General features: G+C 28.7%; 18 protein-coding genes. 17 read left to right on the top strand and 1 reads right to left on the bottom strand.

All coding sequences use genetic code 11. From position 1 onward, the window contains the following. Nucleotides 1-16 precede the first annotated feature (16 nt). From AC2TEO_RS13175 to AC2TEO_RS13100, 16 genes are all read left to right on the top strand, one after another. Nucleotides 17-928 carry an HTTM domain-containing protein gene (locus AC2TEO_RS13175; RefSeq protein ID WP_442265275.1) on the top strand — a complete coding sequence of 304 codons (912 nt, stop codon included), beginning with the start codon at nt 17-19 and terminating at the stop codon, nt 926-928. A gap of 54 nt (nt 929-982) precedes the next feature. Then, nucleotides 983-1,318: a PadR family transcriptional regulator gene (locus AC2TEO_RS13170; RefSeq protein ID WP_299677561.1), complete on the top strand. Its 336-nt coding sequence runs from the start codon at nt 983-985 to the stop codon at nt 1,316-1,318. Beyond that, nucleotides 1,315-1,899, top strand: a complete 585-nt coding sequence (locus AC2TEO_RS13165; RefSeq protein ID WP_442265274.1) for a DUF1700 domain-containing protein — start codon at nt 1,315-1,317, stop codon at nt 1,897-1,899. The genes AC2TEO_RS13170 and AC2TEO_RS13165 overlap by 4 nt, the downstream gene beginning before the upstream one ends. 71 nt (nt 1,900-1,970) lie before the next feature. Beyond that, nucleotides 1,971-4,580: a carboxypeptidase-like regulatory domain-containing protein gene (locus tag AC2TEO_RS13160; RefSeq protein WP_442265273.1), complete on the top strand. Its 2,610-nt coding sequence runs from the start codon at nt 1,971-1,973 to the stop codon at nt 4,578-4,580. Between the two features lie 35 nt (nt 4,581-4,615). Beyond that, nucleotides 4,616-5,341, top strand: coding sequence for a GLPGLI family protein (locus AC2TEO_RS13155; RefSeq protein WP_442265272.1), 726 nt, complete (start codon nt 4,616-4,618; stop codon nt 5,339-5,341). 57 nt (nt 5,342-5,398) lie between these two features. Beyond that, entirely contained in the window at nt 5,399-6,259 is an 861-nt protein-coding gene (locus tag AC2TEO_RS13150) for an ABC transporter ATP-binding protein (protein ID WP_442265271.1), read from the top strand. A gap of 4 nt (nt 6,260-6,263) precedes the next feature. Next, nucleotides 6,264-7,820 (top strand): hypothetical protein, encoded by a 1,557-nt coding sequence (locus AC2TEO_RS13145; protein WP_442265270.1) that lies wholly within the window; start codon nt 6,264-6,266, stop codon nt 7,818-7,820. Beyond that, a complete protein-coding gene (locus AC2TEO_RS13140) occupies nt 7,810-8,217 on the top strand; it encodes a thiol-disulfide oxidoreductase DCC family protein (protein ID WP_442265269.1) in 408 nt (135 codons plus the stop codon). The genes AC2TEO_RS13145 and AC2TEO_RS13140 overlap by 11 nt, the downstream gene beginning before the upstream one ends. A 306-nt stretch (nt 8,218-8,523) precedes the next feature. Next, complete coding sequence (locus tag AC2TEO_RS13135; protein ID WP_442265268.1) at nt 8,524-9,348, top strand: prephenate dehydratase; 825 nt, start codon at nt 8,524-8,526, stop codon at nt 9,346-9,348. Continuing rightward, nucleotides 9,345-10,502: a pyridoxal phosphate-dependent aminotransferase gene (locus AC2TEO_RS13130; protein ID WP_442265267.1), complete on the top strand. Its 1,158-nt coding sequence runs from the start codon at nt 9,345-9,347 to the stop codon at nt 10,500-10,502. Before AC2TEO_RS13135 ends, AC2TEO_RS13130 begins: the two co-directional genes overlap by 4 nt. Before the next feature lie 7 nt (nt 10,503-10,509). Next, nucleotides 10,510-11,373, top strand: coding sequence for a prephenate dehydrogenase (locus AC2TEO_RS13125; RefSeq protein WP_442265266.1), 864 nt, complete (start codon nt 10,510-10,512; stop codon nt 11,371-11,373). Between the two features lie 12 nt (nt 11,374-11,385). Continuing rightward, nucleotides 11,386-12,468 (top strand): chorismate mutase, encoded by a 1,083-nt coding sequence (locus AC2TEO_RS13120; protein ID WP_442265265.1) that lies wholly within the window; start codon nt 11,386-11,388, stop codon nt 12,466-12,468. A gap of 56 nt (nt 12,469-12,524) precedes the next feature. Further along, complete coding sequence (locus tag AC2TEO_RS13115; protein ID WP_442265264.1) at nt 12,525-13,277, top strand: DUF5995 family protein; 753 nt, start codon at nt 12,525-12,527, stop codon at nt 13,275-13,277. Between the two features lie 42 nt (nt 13,278-13,319). Further along, entirely contained in the window at nt 13,320-14,270 is a 951-nt protein-coding gene (gene rsgA, locus AC2TEO_RS13110; RefSeq protein WP_442265263.1) for a ribosome small subunit-dependent GTPase A, read from the top strand. A 7-nt stretch (nt 14,271-14,277) separates the two neighbouring features. After that, complete coding sequence (gene dtd / locus AC2TEO_RS13105; RefSeq protein ID WP_442265262.1) at nt 14,278-14,730, top strand: D-aminoacyl-tRNA deacylase; 453 nt, start codon at nt 14,278-14,280, stop codon at nt 14,728-14,730. A 73-nt stretch (nt 14,731-14,803) separates the two neighbouring features. Then, the gene (locus AC2TEO_RS13100) at nt 14,804-15,448 is read left to right on the top strand and encodes a YceI family protein (protein WP_442265261.1); all 645 of its coding nucleotides are present in this window, start codon (nt 14,804-14,806) and stop codon (nt 15,446-15,448) included. A gap of 37 nt (nt 15,449-15,485) precedes the next feature. On the opposite strand, the gene lipB is transcribed toward AC2TEO_RS13100, so the two are convergent. Beyond that, a complete protein-coding gene (gene lipB, locus AC2TEO_RS13095) occupies nt 15,486-16,199 on the bottom strand; it encodes a lipoyl(octanoyl) transferase LipB (protein WP_442265260.1) in 714 nt (237 codons plus the stop codon). 276 nt (nt 16,200-16,475) lie between these two features. On the opposite strand from lipB, the gene AC2TEO_RS13090 reads away from it, so the two are divergent. Then, a complete protein-coding gene (locus tag AC2TEO_RS13090; RefSeq protein ID WP_442265259.1) occupies nt 16,476-18,743 on the top strand; it encodes a zinc-dependent metalloprotease in 2,268 nt (755 codons plus the stop codon). Nucleotides 18,744-18,837: the final 94 nt, after the last annotated feature.

Genomic DNA, 18,837 nt, shown 5'->3' with positions numbered 1-18,837 from the left:
AATTAATAATAGTATTATGATTACTAAAATTGAATCTTTTATTTTTAAAAATTCTATAAGTATAAACAGAGAGTTTGCGATTAAACTTATTACTCTTTTTGCTTTAGTGAATATACTTACAGTATTACCAGATGTATTTCATATTTTTAGCGATCAAGGCATTATTAAAAGCCAAGTAAATCAAAGATATGCTTTTTGGTACCAACCAGTACTAAATTGGTTCTTTAAAAGTTTTTCTTATATCGGCTTAAATGCTAATGCTACGCTACTAGTGTTTATCTTTATGTATATTGGTAGCTTAATAGCAATACTTTCTAATTTTAAAAGAACTGGATTTGCTTTTGTAGCTTGGTTTGTTCACTTTACATTAATTAATTCAGCTTACTTATTCTCTTACGGAGCAGATTATTTCATGTCGTTTACATTATTTATTAATCTAGCTATATGTTCTAGTTTATTATTTAAAAAAGACATACAAAGTTCATTGTATTCATTTATCATACGATTTTTACAAATTCATTTGTGTCTGGTATATTTCTTTGCTGGACTAGGAAAAGCTTTAGGTACAGATTGGATTGATGGAAATGCAATATGGTTCGTTATAAACACTTACACTTCTGATAGTGTAATTGAAAACTCATTACCTTTAATTGCTTATCCAATGTTTTTTAAAATACTGGGGTGGGGAACTGTGATTTTAGAATTACTATACCCAATTTTAATGTTCACTAAATTCACAAGAAAAGTAACATTGTGGTTAGTTGTTTTATTACACGTAGGAATCGCGGTATTTATGGAATTTTACACTTTTGGCTCGATAATGATATTATTAAATTTTATTGCATTCGGACAACATCTTAAATTGAAGTTCATTGAAAAAATCAATATTAAATTCAATAAAAAGTCTTTAAAAACGCAAACAGTCTAACATTTTTTAGCACAATACATAGCATTACAATGTATTTTTTTATATATTTGAATTATGAATTCAGAATTTGTTCAAAAATGGCAGTCGCAAGTAAAGAAAGGTACATTAGCTTTTATCCTGTTAAATGTACTAAGAGATAATGAGTTTTATGGCTACGAACTTATTGAACAGGTAAAAAAATATACAACTATAGAAATTGCTGAAGGTACATTGTATCCATTAATGAATCGACTAAAAAAAGAAGGATTAGTGACTTCTAAATGGGTAGAACAAGAATCAGGAATTCCTAGAAAATATTATCAACTTACTGCTATTGGGGTTGAAACATTAGACGAAATGATTGAGTATTGGCAATCACTTGAAACATCAATTAAAAAGCTAACAAAATGAAAAACATAGAGTTTAAAGACAAATCGGCTCAAAAAATCTACGATAATTATTTTGGAAGAATTCGTAGAACGATTTCTGTGTTAGCGGATAGCGATAAACAAGATGTATTAATGGAGTTTAATAGCCATATATATGAAGGTATATTAAATAATAGCAACACAAACGAAGTGGAAAAAATATTAAAAATAACACAAGATTTAGGAGATCCAGAGGTAGTTTTAAAACCTTTAGTTGCTGACAAAAAATTAAAACAAGCAACAAGAACTTTTAATCCTAAACATATATTTGAAGCTATATTTTTAAATATAAAAAATGGATTTGTTTATAGTGTTTTTGCTATTCTATACATTCTTTTATTAGGTTTTGGGATTTTAATGTACTTGAAAATTAGATATCCAGAAAATACTGGTTTATTCTTAAAAGACGGAGAATTTGTAGCCTTAGGAATGTTAAAGACAAATGAGAATGTAACAGAAATACTAGGTAATTGGTTCATTCCTGCCGTATTTTTTAGCGCATTAACATTATATATTCTTTTAACTATACTGCTAAGAACAACAAGAAAAAGAAAGAAAGAATAATTTTTTTGACCATATACATAGCTTTACAATGTATATGGTTATGAAAACAACATTGTATAACTCATACTGAAATGAATTTAAATCGTAAACATATTATCATCCTTATTTTCTTAATGCAAACCTTATTAGGTTTTGCTCAAAGTAAGGTTATCTCAGGAAAAGTGATAGACTTAAATCAACTTCCTATAGAAGGTGTAGCAGTAATACTTTACAATACTCAAAAGAAAATTATAGAGTACACTGTAACCAACGAACAAGGAAACTATGAAATTAAAGCTGCTGTAAATTCGGGTTATACATTAGAAGTATCTCACATTGCTTTTCTTAAAAAACAATACAACTTTACAACTGAAGATCTAAACAAAAACTCAATTATTAAAAATTTCACACTAGAAGAAAATCTAACTTCTTTAGATGAAGTAATTCTAGTGTCTAGTAAAAAAGCAAAAGACACTGTTAAGTTAGAGTTAGATAAACTTAACTTATATGATAACGACAATTTAAAAGACATACTAAAGAAAATACCAAACTTTAGACTTTCTGATGATGGGACTATTATTTATAAAGGAAAAAACATAGATAAAATTTTAGTTAACAAAAAACCTTCATTTGAAAATCAAAATAGTATTGCTTTAGAAAATATTGAAAATAAAATCATAGAAGGAATTAGCGTAATTAATAACTATAGTGATGATTTCTCTTTAGATTTTGAAGATGAAGAAGAAAGTGTATTAAACATTGACACTAAAAATAAGAATCAAACAATTATGAATGGTTCTTTAGAGACTAAGTACGGCTACAACAACAAATACGAAATACGTGCAAAAGGATTTTTATTCTCTCAATCTTTAAACGCATTCTTAACACAAAACACCAACAACATTGGTAAAACAACAATAAAATCAAACGAAATAAAGAAATTATTTAGTGTAGGACAACCTTTCTCTCCATATCAGGCTCAGAGTTTAGGAATGTTATTTGCATCAAACGAAAACCTTCAAAAAGATTTCTTTTCAAGCACAAACTTAACTTTAAGAAATCAAACTCAACGTTTAAAAACTTCAGGAGTATTTTATCACTTTGCTCCAGATAGAATTAGCAGTGTTTTACAAAACACAAGCACATTAAACAATGAGAATTTATTAAATACAACAGATAATACAAGAACAAAAACTCAATCTTTCTTAGGCGCTTTAGGTTTAGCATACAAAGTTTCAGACAAAACAATTTTAAGTTACAATTTAAATGCAAATTATATAGATGATACAAATAAAAGTACAATTGAAAATGAGTTGTTCACTAACGGAACAGCAAGCGGCACTAACAATATTTCATCTAGTAATTTAAATGAGGTTTTCTCAGGATATCATCAATTAAATTTAAAAAGTAAACTTAGAAAGAATTTAATTTTAGAGGCAAATACAGCATTATATCATGAAGGAACAAATTTCTTGAACGATTATAACGTTACAGATAATTCATCTACAATTAACGATGAACAAGATTATAAGTTTAATAAGAATCAATTTTCTGGAGGTTTAGGGTTACGATTAAAAGTATCTGAAATCTTTATTCCAAGGTTAACACTGGATTATTACAGGACTCAAGAAAAAATCTTCGACAAAAATAATAGTATAAATCTTATAGAAAGAGATCGTAATAATTACATAGTAAACTTAAAAGTAAGAGGTAACGATGTTATTAAAAAAGGATTAGATTATCAATTTTCTTTAGGAACAGATGTTTTTTCTAACACATTAAACAACATTACTGAACAGAATGACACTTTTATACCAATGTCACTTTGGGTAGATTATGATCGTAAAATGCATAGATATTACATTAGTTATTCTAGAAAAAGAAAATTCAACGAAATAGAATCTGGTATAAATACAATTCAACCTTTTAATAGTATCTGGAATGGAAATTCAATTTTTCCTTTAGGCTTTAACTATTCAGATCAATTTTACACGAGTTATAATTACGATAATCTTTTTGATGCAGAAATATTCTCTATCTCTTTTAATTATGAAACACAGAATAATTCTTTAAGAAGAGCTTTTGTACAACAACAAAACGGTATTTCGGAATATGATTTTTTCATTGCCGAAAAAGCACAAGACTATTCTATAGAAACTTTTTACTCTAAAACAGTAGCGCCAATTAAGTTTCCTACAAAAGTTGATCTTTCTCTATCATATTCTGGAGCTAAATACCCGTCTAAAATCGGGCAACAAGATGTAAATATTACAACACAAAATATAGCTCCAAGATTAAATATAGAAACAATAACAGACAGTTTTATAAATTTTAGTCTTTCTACAAGATTATCTTTTATTACTGATGAAGTTGAAAATTTATCTTACGATTCTAGATACTCAAGCAGTTCTTTTTCAATCTTATTTAAAGATAAATCTTACAAAGGAAACATTAGTTTCTTATACGATAATAACATTATAAACAACACTACTTTTTCTAGAAAGAACATTAATCTAGGATTTGAATATACTAAAGGTAAAATCACTTATAGTATAGAAGGACGACACTTAGGAGAATTGTTAAACATCTTTGAAAACGATGCTTATAACTCACAATTCATCATCAGAAACGGTATTACCACAACGCTGGTAAATAACCAATCATTAAACTATTTCATAGCAGGAATAAAATTCAATTTATAAAAATTAAAAAATATAACCTTTTAAAACTTAATACCATGAAAACATTTAAAACTTTAGCAGTAATCATTTGTGCAATCTTCGCATTAAACACTAACGCTCAATCAAATAAAAAAGAAGTACTTAAAGTAAATTATACCAGTGGATGTGTATCTGACTTTATGGTTGGAATGATGAAAAAGCAAATTCAAGATCCTCAGAAATTATCAAACTTTTTAAAGATGATGGGAGATTACAAAGTTCATAGTACATATTATATCAACACAAAAACTAAAGAATCGTTATTCGTTTTAGATTCTGTTTCTGAAGTTAAAAATTTAAGTACAACAGGATATACTTTTTATGTTTTAAAGAACAAAAAAGGAGAAATTAAAGGAAAAGAAAACTTTATGGGTAAAGACATCTTTTTCCAAGAAAAAAGTAACAACATTAAGTGGGAATTTACTGATGAGCAAAAAGATATTAACGGATACCAATGTAAAAAAGCTCACTTAAAAGGAAATGCTGATATTTATGTTTGGTTTACTCCAGAAATTCCAGTAAACGGTGGACCTCATACTTTCTTCGGATTACCAGGATTAGTATTAGAAACTAATAGTCCATTCGAATCTACAAACACAAACACAATTTCTTATTGTACAGCTAAAGAGTTTAACAATCGTTTTAAAGAAGTAGACGAAAAAGATAAGACTCAAAAATCTATTCCATTATCACAAGTACATGTTAAGAAAGAGAACTTCCAACGTATGATTAGCAAAGGATAGTCTTTCAATAAAAAAACAAAAATATCAATAGAATATTCACCTTAAAAATTAAAGAACATGCAGTTAACGATAAAAAATCTTACGAAAAAATACAATTCAAAGAAAATAGGATTAAGTGATTATTCTATTGATATTTCATCAGGAATCTTAGGAGTTTTAGGTCCGAATGGTGCCGGTAAATCAACATTAATGAAAATGATTTCTACCATTACAAAACCAACGCAAGGTGATATTTTCTTAAATGAAAATGATGTGGTGAAACATCCTAATTATATGCGTCAAACACTTGGTTATTTACCTCAAGATTTTGGAGTATATCCTAACTTAAATGCTTACGAATTTTTAGCATATATGGCTGCTATGAAAGGTGTCGGTGGAAAAAATTTACACTATAGAATTGAAACATTATTAGAAGAGGTTAATTTAACTGATGCAGCTAAAAACCAACTAAAAACATACTCTGGAGGAATGATTCAGAGAATTGGAATTGCACAAGCATTATTAAATGACCCGAAAGTCTTAATTTTTGATGAACCAACTGTTGGTTTAGATCCAGAAGAAAGATTGCGTTTCCGTGATTTAATTTCAGATTTAGCAACAAATAGAATCGTTATACTATCTTCTCATATCGTTTCTGATATAGAATCTATCGCAGATGAAGTTGCGATCATGAAAAAAGGTAATCTTATTATTAAAGACAAACAAGATTCAATTACCAAACTAGCAGAAGGTAAAGTTTATGAAACTACTATAAGTAGAGCTAATATAAATAATTTCAAAAACAATTTTAACGTAGTTAGTTCATATCGAATGAATGACGAATTTAAAGTACGTTACATTTCAAATGCAGTGAATCAAATTGGAGAAATGGTTACTCCTACTCTAGAAGATGCCTATATCTATTTAACTAAAAACTAAAACCATGATGTTACAATATTTCAATATTATTAAAGGAAATTATTTACAATATATTAGAAGTTATTCTTTTCTGATAACTATAGCCTTTAGTTTATTTATTGCTTTTAATTTTGTGCCTTCTCAAGAAGCAAATTATACCACTGTTAGTTTTGGCGGATATACTGGAGATTATACAGCAGAATGGATCGGTTTTGTAACAGCCATTTTAGCAAGTACATTTTTATCTTTATGTGGATTCTTCTTAGTTAATGGAAGTATTAAAAAAGATATAGAAACCAGAATTGGTCACATTATAGGAACTACTAAAATCTCAAATATTGCTTATATATTCTCTAAAATAGCAAGTAATTTTTTAGTTTTATTAACCATTTTGCTTATAATTTTTATTACTGGAATTGCATTATTTTTCTTGTATGGAAACACCCATACTTTCAATGTTTTAAGTTTTATTATACCTTATGTATTAATAGCTATTCCAACATTGTTTTTAATTGCTAATCTAGCTGTAGTATTAGAAATATTTTTTCCAACTAAACGAATGCTTCAATATGGAGTGTTTTTATTCTTATTCTTCGCTACATTATTTTCAGCAACTAATAATGAAACTTCAGTTTTTTCTTCAGACATTTTTGGAATTCAACATGTAACAAGTAGTGTTGCAAATCAAGTACAAGAAACTTTTAATAAAAAGGATATTGGATTATCTATTGGTTTTGTCTCTGGAAGTAGAAATCCTGAAAAAACATTTCAAATGAACTCGCTTTTTTTTCCTAGTTGGTACATATATAGTAGGTTGTTTTGGATTTTAATTGCTGCTTTGGTATCTGTAATTGCTTCTTTTTTCTTTCATAGATTTAATTATAAGGAATCACCTAGGAAAACTATTACTATTTCTGAAGAAACTAAATATAAAAGTGCTGATTTCAAGCTCGGAAACTTAAATCAAGATATTGAAATGTCTTACAGCTTAGCTCCGTTAATTGAAGCAGAGTTATTAATGATTGTTCGTAAAAACCCATCGTATTTATGGATATTAACTATATGCGGATTTACAAGTATGTTTTTTATACCTTTAAGTATTGCTCATTTATATGTATTACCTATTTTATGGTTTTTACAAGTAACCGTATGGTCAGATTTAGTTACAAAGGACCAAACATTTAGAACACATTTCTTTACCAACTCTTCGTATAATCCATTAAAAAGATTAACTATTTCAAGAATTATAGCTGGCTTATCTATCTCATTATTTATTGCATTACCTGTACTAATTAGGTATTTAATAGAATTAAATTTTAGTAGTGTATTAAATGTTTTACTTGGCGCTATCTTCATTGTTCTAGTTGCAGTTTTTTTAGGAGCTTTTACAAAATCTAAAAAAACTTTTGAAATCACCTTTTTCTTTTTAGTGTACTGCAACTTAAACCAAGTTAAAGAATTAGATTATTTTGGCGGATTACATAGTTCTTATAGTTATGGATTTGTAATGACTATAATTGTTTCAGTTTTATTCATTGCATCATATTTACTTCTATATCGAAATAAAACTTATGGAAACTAAAAAGTTATTAGAAAAATACGTTATTGTATTATATGATGGAACTTGCGGATTTTGCAATCAATCTATCTTATTTATATTAAATAAAAAACCTTCTGATAGATTACGATTTATTTCTCAACAATCTAATATTGGCAAACAAATTAAGCTACAGTTTAATATTAATGAACAATTAGACTCTATTTTTTTAATTGAAAATCAAATAGTTTACACTAAAGCAAATGGGTTTTTAAAAATTTTAAGTCATTTAAACTCTAAATGGTATTACATTTCTTACTTAAAATATGTTCCAAACTTCATTAGTAATCCTGTTTATGATCTAATTGCGAAATATCGACATCAATTTATATCTAAAAGTTGTAGATTATTATCTTTAGAAGAACGTAAATATTTTATTTAATTTTTTATTAAACACATAAATACCTCAAAACTTTTTTCACTTTTCAAAAATTAAACAACTTTTTTTATTAAAATCATAAAAATTAAACTTTGACAAATCATTTATTTGTTTTTATCATTTTAATATATAGATTTGTTTCAGACATTTAAGTTAAGAGTATATGTTACAAAATTTATGGCAAGGTTTCTTTTTTTACTTTTACTATTTTAGTAAGAGGAGAGGCTTTGTATCATAAATTTAAAAAATAACATTAAATTATATAAACTATAAAGCCTCGATTTTCGAGGCTTTTTTTTATGGATTAAAATGAAAAAAATAGCCATCCAAGGAATAGAAGGAAGCAACCATCATATTGTTGCAGAGAAGTTTTATCAAGAAGACATTATCTTAGAAAAATGTTTATCTTTTGATGCTCTTGTAGAAAGTTTAACGAGCCAAAAATCCGAACAAGCAGTAATGGCTATTGAAAACACCATTGCTGGTTCAATTATACCTAACTATGCATTAATAGATAAATACAACTTGCATATTTCAGGTGAATATTACTTACCTATTCATCATCATTTAATGGCTTTACCGAATCAATCTATAACAGAAATTCGTGAAGTTTGTTCTCATCCAATGGCGTTGTTACAATGTAAAGAATTCTTTAAAAAACATCGTCATATCAGATTAGTTGAGGATGTAGACACATCTGCAATAGCTCGTAGAATAGCTGATAAACAATTAAAAGGTGTAGCTGCAATTGCTCCAAAAATGGCCGCAAACATTTTCAATTTAGAAGTTTTAGAAGATGAAATTCAAACGATTAAAAATAACGCTACTCGTTTTGTAATTCTACAGACATCTAATCCAGAAAACGGAAAAGAAAACATTAATAAAGCATCGTTAAAATTCGAATTAGATCATAAGCGAGGAAGTTTAGCTGCAATGTTAAATGTAATGAGCGATTGTAAACTGAATTTAACTAAAATTCAGTCGTTACCAAAAATCGAAACACCTTGGAAATATGCTTTTTTCGTTGATGTTACTTTCGATACTTATGACGATTACGCTAAAGCCAAAGCAATTATAGAGATAATGGCTACAGATTTTAAAATATTAGGAGAATATAAAAACGGAAGATCATGATACAATTTGCAGATCGTTTAAATACCGTACAAGAATACTACTTCTCAAGAAAACTCAGAGAAGTTAGAGAGTTAATAGCTGAAGGAAAACCAATTATTAATATTGGAATTGGAAGTCCAGATTTACAACCACCTTCAGAAGTTATTAAAGCTATTACAGATGGAATTAACGAAAATGGTGCTCATAAATATCAGAGTTACCAAGGAATCCCAGAATTAAGAGAAGCTATTTCATTATTTTACAAAACACACTACAACACAACTGTAAACCCTTCAAATGAAGTGCTTCCCTTAATGGGTAGTAAAGAAGGAATTATGCATATCTCTTTAGCTTTATTAAACGAAGGAGATCAAGTTTTAATTCCAAATCCAGGATATCCAACGTATACTTCTGTTACAAATCTTATTGGTGCAGAAACTGTGTACTATAATCTTTCAGAAGAAAATGGATACCAACCTAATTTTGATGAATTAGAAAGTTTAAATCTTTCTAAAGTAAAGTTAATGTGGATTAACTACCCACATATGCCAACAGGTGAAAATGCAAAAAAGAATACCTACGAAAAACTAATTCAGTTTGCAAAAAAACATAGTATTCTTATTGTAAATGATAACCCGTACAGTTTCATTTTAAATGAAAAACCAACTAGTATTTTAGAGTTGGATGGAGCTAAAGATGTGGCCTTAGAATTGAATTCTTTAAGTAAAACATTTAATATGGCGGGTTGGCGTGTAGGAATGTTGTTAGGAAACGCTAATTTTCTCAACCAAGTACTCAAAGTAAAAACACAAATGGACTCAGGAATGTTTTATGGAGTACAAAAAGGAGCTATAGAAGCTTTAAAAACTTCTAAAAGTTGGATTCAACAACAAAACGAATTGTATAAAGAACGAAAAGAACTTGTTTTTCAATTAGCAGAAAAAATAGGTTGCACTTTTAATAAAAATACAAGCGGGCTTTTTGTTTGGGCAAAACTTCCATCAGGAAAAACAACAGAAGAGTTTATTAATGAATTGCTATATAAGTATCACATTTTCGCGGCACCAGGAACTATTTTTGGTTCGCAAGGAGAAGGATACATACGTTTCTCTTTATGCGTAAATAAAGATCAAATTAAAGAAGCTATTAACCGATTGGAAAATCATAACAATTAAGAAAATTATGAATGTTTTTATTATAGGAATTGGATTAATTGGTGGTAGTTTAGCTAAAGATATTCGAGAGAAATATGCTGAAGCAGTACTATTTGGAGTAGACAATAATGAAGCTCATATTAATGAAGCTATTGAAAAAGGTATAGTTGATAAAGATGCTTCTTTTGAAGAATTAAAGAATGCAGATATTGTTGTTGTTTCTGTTCCTGTAGATGTTTCTTTGACTTTAATTCCTAAAGTTTTAGATATTGTTTCTGAAAACTGTTTAGTTTTTGATGTAGGATCTACCAAAGAACAAGTTTGTGAAGTAATTAAAGAACATCCTAAAAGAAGAAATTTCTTAGCAACGCACCCAATTGCGGGAACAGAATTTTCTGGTCCTTCAGCAGCTTTAAACAATTTATACAGAGGTAAAACAAATATTATTTGTGAAGTTGAAAAAACAGCTTTTAAACTTCAAGAGAAAGCCTTAGAGATCTTTTCAAACTTAGGAATGAGAATCCGATATATGGATCCTGTTTCTCACGATAAGCATATTGCTTATGTATCACATTTATCACACATAAGTTCATTTATGTTAGGTAAAACAGTAATCGAAAAAGAAAAAAACGAACGAGATATTTTCGATATGGCAGGAAGTGGATTTGCTTCTACAGTTCGTTTGGCAAAAAGTTCACCTGCAATGTGGACTCCAATTTTCGAGCAAAACAAAGAAAATGTCATAGAAACCTTAACTGAATACATTCAAAATTTAGAATATTTTAAATCATTATTAGAAAAGAATAATTTCTCAGCAATATACACTGAGATGGAAAATACCAATCATATTAAACAAATTTTAAACGGAATACAAGAAGTAGAACTTCATTAAACGAGATTCACAATGGAAAACAAAAAAGAATTAAGAACATGGTTAGATGATTTCAAACTTAATCATCCATTAGTAATAGCAGGTCCATGTAGTGCTGAAACTGAAGATCAAGTATTAAAAATTGCTCATGAATTAAAAGATAGTGATGCTACGGTTTTAAGAGCTGGAATCTGGAAACCAAGAACTAGACCTGGAAATTTTGAAGGTGTTGGTGCTTTAGGATTAAAATGGTTAGAAACTGCCAAGAAAGAAACTGGAATGTTAACAACTACAGAGGTAGCCAACAAAAACCATGTAGAATTAGCATTAAAACACGATGTTGATATTCTTTGGATTGGAGCAAGAACAACAGTAAGTCCTTTCATCGTTCAAGAGATTGCAGATGCTTTAGAAGGAACTGACAAGATCGTTTTAATTAAAAACCCTGTAAATCCAGATTTACCTTTATGGCTAGGAGCTTTTGAACGTTTTTATACTGCTGGAATTACTAAATTAGGAGCTATTCATAGAGGTTTCTCTACTTATGAGAAAACGAGATATAGAAACAATCCAAACTGGCAAATTCCTATCGAATTACAAAATCGTTATCCAGATTTACCTTTAATTTGCGATCCTTCTCATATTGCTGGTAGAAGAGATATCATTTTTGATATTTGTCAGACTGCCTTAGATTTAAATTTTGATGGATTAATGGTAGAAACTCACTATGATCCAGATAATGCTTGGAGTGATGCAAAACAACAAATAACACCAGCTACTCTTATCCAAATGATGATTGATTTAAAAATCAGAAAGGAAACAGATACTGAAGCCGATTACAAAAATGCACTAAATACTTTAAGAACTCAAATCGATGTGGTAGATCACCAATTAATCGAAATGATGGGAAAAAGAATGAAAATTTCTGATAAAATAGGTTCTTTAAAGAAAGAAAAAAATGTCGCTATTTTGCAAACAAAACGTTGGAACGAAATATTAGGCAAAATGATTTTAGAAGGTGAAGAAAATAATTTAAGTGAAGAATTTGTTTTAAAAATATTTAAAGCAATTCACCAAGAAAGTATTAATCATCAGAAAAAGATTATTAACGGATAAAAAAAGCGCAGTTTTGCGCTTTTTTTATTTTCTTTAGTCATCTAAATCAACCGACTATGAGAACCATCAATACAATCGATGATGTTATCAACACACTAGAAAACATCATTACCGAATCTAAACAAACCTCTTCTACTCTTGGTTATTTTGCTGCTCTTTATAAAAAAGTTACTATAAAAGTTAAAGAAGGTATTGCCGAAGGATTCTTTGATGATGGACCTAGAATGGAAAAACTAGATGTAATTTTTGCGACAAGGTATATTGATGCTTATTATAATTTTAAAAAAAACATCCCTATAACTCAATCTTGGGAAAAAGCATTTAACTTATCTGAAAAATTTTGGCCGATTGTACTACAGCATTTATTAATAGGAATGAATGCGCACATTAATTTAGATTTAGGAATAGCTGCCTACGAAGTAACTAAAGGAGAAAACATTGAAAGCTTAAAAAACGATTTCAATAAAATAAATACAATTCTCTCTTCTTTGGTATCGGATGTTGAAAATGACTTAGCTACAATTTGGCCTTTTTTAAGAAAAATATTAAAACTCACTAGTAAATTTGATAACTTTTTGGTTAATTTTAGTATGGAAATAGCTAGAGATGGTGCATGGGGTTTTGCTGAGAATCTAGCTAATTCTCCAAAGAATCAAATTCAAATATTAATAACTAAAAGAGATCATAATGTTTCAGAAATAGCTTCTTTAATTACAAATCCTGGAATTATTGCAAACATTATTTTTGGTATAATTCGATTAGGAGAAAAAGGAAGCATTCCTCAAAAAATAAATGACTTAACCGTATAATCTTATAGTTAAGATTCGCTAATTTATTCTCATCTTTGTTTTATGAAAGGAACGGTATATAAATCAACAGGAAGCTGGTATTGGGTTAAGAGTGATAACACCTTTTATAAATGTCGTATCAAAGGAAAATTCAGAATAAAAGGTATAAAAAGTACCAACCCAATTGCTGTAGGAGATCACGTTGTATTTACAATTGAAACAAAAAACAATGAGGAGACAGGAATTATTACAGATATTTTAGAACGAAAAAATTATATCGTTAGAAAATCTGTAAATCTATCTAAACAAACTCATATAATTGCTTCAAATATAGATCAAGTTTTTCTACTAATTACTATTGATAATCCTCCTACATTCACTACGTTTATCGATCGTTTTTTAGTTACTGCAGAAGCTTACTCTATAGATGTTATTCTTATTTTTAATAAAATAGATACATATACAATTGAACAAAAAGCAGAAATTTTATACTTAAAAGATATTTACGAACCAATTGGTTATAAATGTATTGAAACCTCTGCTACTACAGGTAAAAATGTTGATTTAATAAAAAACATGATGATTGATAAGGTAAGTATGTTCTCAGGACATTCTGGTGTTGGTAAAACTACTTTAGTAAATTATATAGAACCTTCTTTAAATTTAAAAACAAAAGAAATTTCTGATCAGCATAAACAAGGACAACACACTACAACTTTCGCAGAAATGTTCGATTTAAGCTTTAATGCTTCTATTATTGATACTCCTGGAATTAAAGGTTTTGGAGTAGTTGATATGGAAAAAGATGAATTAGGTGATTATTTTCCTGAATTTTTTGCTTTAAAACAAGATTGTAAATTTAACAACTGTATTCACTTAAACGAGCCTCGTTGCGCTGTTAAAGATGCTTTAGAAAATGAAGAAATCTCTTGGTCTCGTTACAAAAGTTATTTACAAATAATTGAAGGTGAAGAAGAAAATTATAGAACTGATATTTTATCTGGAAGACAATAATTAAGTTATGAGAACTGTAATTCAAAGAGTTTCAAAAGCAAGTGTTACTGTAGAAAATAAAGTTATTTCAAGCATTAAAAATGGATTGTTAATATTAATTGGTATTGAAGATGAAGATACTGATGAAGATATTTTATGGTTAGCAAAAAAAATAGTTAACCTAAGAATTTTTAATGATGAAAATAATGTGATGAACTCTTCGTTATTACAAACACATGGCGAAGCGATAGTGGTAAGTCAATTTACTTTACATGCATCAACAAAAAAAGGAAATAGACCAAGCTACATTAAAGCTTCTAAGCCAGATATCGCAATTCCTATGTATGAGAAATTTGTAAAAGAATTCGAAAATCAATTAGGTAAACAAGTTCAAACAGGAATCTTTGGAGCAGACATGAAAGTAGAATTACTAAATGACGGACCAGTAACCATTGTAATAGACACAAAAGACAAAAAATAATTCTTCAGGCAAGAAATAATAAATATATTTGCCATGGAATATAAATTTTAAATACACATAAAACAATCTAAAAATGAAAAAACTAATCTTATCATTAGCAGTAGTAGCTATAGCTTTAACATCTTGTAAGAGTGAAAAAAAAGTAGAAACTAAAGAAGAAGTTAAAGTTGAGAAAAAAATAACTAACCCTATCAATTCTTACAATGTAAATGTTGCTGAATCTACAATGACATGGAAAGGAGATAAAAAAGTTGGAGATGCACACAACGGTACTATTAAACTAGAAAAAGGTTTATTTGATGTTGAAGCTGGTCTTTTAAAAGCTGGTGAGTTTACAGTAGATATGAACTCTATTTCTTGTTCGGATTTGGAAGCTGGAAAAGGTAAAGAGAAATTAGAAGGACATTTAAAGGCTGCTGATTTTTTCGATACTGAAAAATTTCCTACTGCAAAATTTGTAGTTGCTAGTTCTGAGGTTAAAGATGGTAAACTACACATTACTGGTAACTTAACCATTAAAGAGGTTACTAAAAGTATTACAATTCCTGCTACGTTAACTGAAAATGGAAACGATGTTACTTTAAAAAGTGATACTTTTGGAGTTGATAGAACTGATTTTGGAGTACAATATGCATCTGGTAAGTTCTTTGATAGTTTAAAAGATAAAGCGATCAACGATATTATCCAGTTCTCTTTCGATATTAAAGCTAGAAAGTAATTATATAAATATAGCTAATATTAAAAAAGCGAGCATATTATAAGCTCGCTTTTTTAATAAACTCATTTACTTCAAAAAGTTCTTTAAAATAGAAGAGTATTTTTTCTTTAACCTCGTTTATATTTAACTTTTCACCAAGCTCAACTTCCATAGAAGTAACTGATTTATCATTAATTCCACAAGGAATAATATGATCAAAATAGCCCAAATTGGTATTTACATTCAATGCAAAACCATGCATCGTTACCCATCTACTTGTTCGGATTCCCATTGCACAAATTTTTCTTGCAAAAGGAGTTCCAACATCTAACCAAACACCTGTTTCACCAGGACTTCTTTCCCCTTTTAAACCATACTCACCAATAACCTTAATAATTACTTCCTCAAGTAAACGTAGATATTTGTGAATATCTGTAAAAAAATTTTCTAGATCTAAAATTGGATAACCGACTATTTGCCCTGGTCCATGATATGTGATATCTCCTCCTCTATTAATTTTGTAAAAAGAAATCTCTTTCTCTTCTAATTGTTTTTCATTTAACAGAAGGTGTTTTATATCTCCACTTTTCCCAAGAGTATAAACATGAGGATGTTCAACAAATAAAAAATAGTTTGAAGTAGGAATATTTAATTCCTCTCTTCTATTTTTAATTTTTAAATCTACTATACTTTGTAAGGTTTTTGTTTGTAAATCCCAAGTATCTTTGAAATCTTTTTGAGATAAATCTACTAAACAGATGTTTTTATTCATATTTTTGTAATCTGTTATAAAATATTTAACATTTTATAGTTATTTTAGTTTGGTGTAGTTTGAGCAAATTTCGTGGAAAAAAATTAATTTATAAAATTTAGATGCTATCCCTAACCAATCAGAATTTCCAGGAATAATCAAAAACACCAATAGGAGTGTTAAAAAAACGTGTTATTATTTTTTTATACACTAATATTGACCTCCCGATTTAACCCAAAACAAGTAGTAAACAAAAACTTAACTATTTCGTTTATTGTTTTTTATAAATTTAACCCCATGAGAAAAATTACATTTCTTTTACTTTTTTTAACTTTTAATATAGTTAATGCTCAAAGTTCTTGGAAAAAATTAGATTCTGAAAACTTATCATTTAGAAGTAACCAATTATTAGAAAGAGACACAAATCCTCTTAAATTTGATCTCTTTAGCTTAGATCTTGCAAATTTCAAAAAAAAATTAACACTTAAATCTCGAGGATTAAATAAAACTATTGAGCTACCAAACCACAAAGGCGAAATTATAAATTATCAGATTATTGAATCTTCAAACTTTACAGAGCCAGTAGCTAAAGAATATGGTTTAATTACCTCTTACAACATAATTAGTACTAAAGATAAAACCGAAACAGGTAAATTAACTGTTGGTTCTAATGGAATAAATATTTCACTAAAATCTGGAAATCATTCTACTTTATTAATTAATCCTTATACAAAAGATAACAAAACTTATATTAGTTTTCTAATAGAAAATAATAATATTTTAGAAGATAATTTTTCATGTAAAGTTAAAAATGAAGTTGAAAGTGAATTTAATGAAAGGGTTAGTTTCAACAAACGAAAATCTATCCCTTTGAATGATGGTAACTTAAGAACTTATAAATTAGCTTTATCTTGTACTGGAGAGTACGCTCAATTTCATATTAATCAACAAGGTGTTTCAACAGGAAGTACAAACGAACAAAAAGCTGCTGTTTTATCGGCAATGAATACCTCAATTGCTCGTATAAATGGAATTTTTGAAAGAGAAATAGGTGTAAAATTAGAAATAGTACTAATTAGTGGCGACAATCCTTTAATTTTTTTAGATCCTAGTAGAGATAATTTAACAAACGACAACACTTCCACTTTACTAACTGAAAACCAATCCCTTTGTGACAACTTAATAGGAACTAATAATTATGATGTAGGCCATATTTTAGCAGCGGATAACCCTGGAGGTAGCGGAGTTGCTTTCTTGAATTCAGTCTGTGACAGAAACTTTAAAGCTGGAGGAGTTACTGAAAACATTACTCCATCTGGTGATGGGTTTGATATAATTTTAGCTCATGAATTTGGACATCAATTTGGGACTCCTCATACATGGAATGCAGATGCAGGAGTTTGTGATGATTCGAATAGATCACAAGCTACTGCTGTGGAACCAGGAAGTGGTTCAACTATTATGAGTTATGCAGGTAGATGTAACGATAGGTTTTCTAATCATAATGTCCAAAATAGAGGTGATGATTATTTTCATGCAGTTAGTTTGTCCTTAATTTGGAGTTTCATAGAGACAACTTCTTGTGCTAATCTTACAAGCACAGCAAATAATGTCCCTTCTGCAGATGCTGGTAGCGATTATACAATACCTAAATTAACACCTTTTGCCTTAAGAGGTGAAGCAAATGACACCAATAACACAGGATTAACTTATACATGGGAACAAACTGATAATGAACCTACAATTGTTCCTCCATCAGATATCAGTACGTCTGGACCTGCATTTCGTTCTTTCCCTCCTATTAGTACCCCAACAAGATACGTTCCTAAATTAGAAACTGTTTTACAAGGTAAAACTCAATCTAAATGGGAAGTTTTACCTTTTTTTGCTAGAGAATTTAATTTTGCTTTTGTCGTAAGAGACAACAATCTTGGCGGAGGTGGTACTTCAAGAGATGACGTAGTCGTTACAGTAGTTAACGTACTACCTTTCAAAGTTACAGCACCTAGTACAGCTGTGAGTTGGAATGGAGCTACTACACAAACAATCACTTGGGATAAATCTGCAACAGATCAAGCACCAATTAATTGTCAGAATGTTAGAATTAAACTTTCAACAGATGGAGGATTAACTTTCGATACCGTTTTAATTGACAGTACTCCTAACGATGGTTCTCAAGATGTTGTTATCCCTAACTTACCAACAACTCAAGCAAGAATTATGGTTGAAGCCGTTGATAATATATTTTTTAATGTAAATTCTACAAACTTTACTATTGTAGATAATCCTACTGCTTCTGTAGAAGATTTTAGTTTCAATAATTTTAGTTTATTCCCGAACCCTTCTAATGGTAGATTTAATATATCTTTTGATGTTTTAAATACCGAAGAGGTTAAACTTAGGGTTTTCGATTTTAGCGGACGTTTGGTTGAAAATGTAGCATACAAAAATGTTTCAAATAAGTTTACTACAGAATTAGATTTTGAAAAATTAAACTCAGGTTTATATCTGTTACAAATTGAAAACGGAAATCAACAAACAACAAAAAAACTAATTATAAAATAATTTAAAAGAGCGCTTTAAGTGCTCTTTAATTAACCTTTTTATTTAAGAATCAATAAATTACTACTGTATGTTTTTTTATTGTTTTTTATTGTTT

The organism is Tenacibaculum aquaeponti, from assembly GCF_057221555.1.
This window is presented reverse-complemented; position numbering and strand designations above follow the sequence as displayed.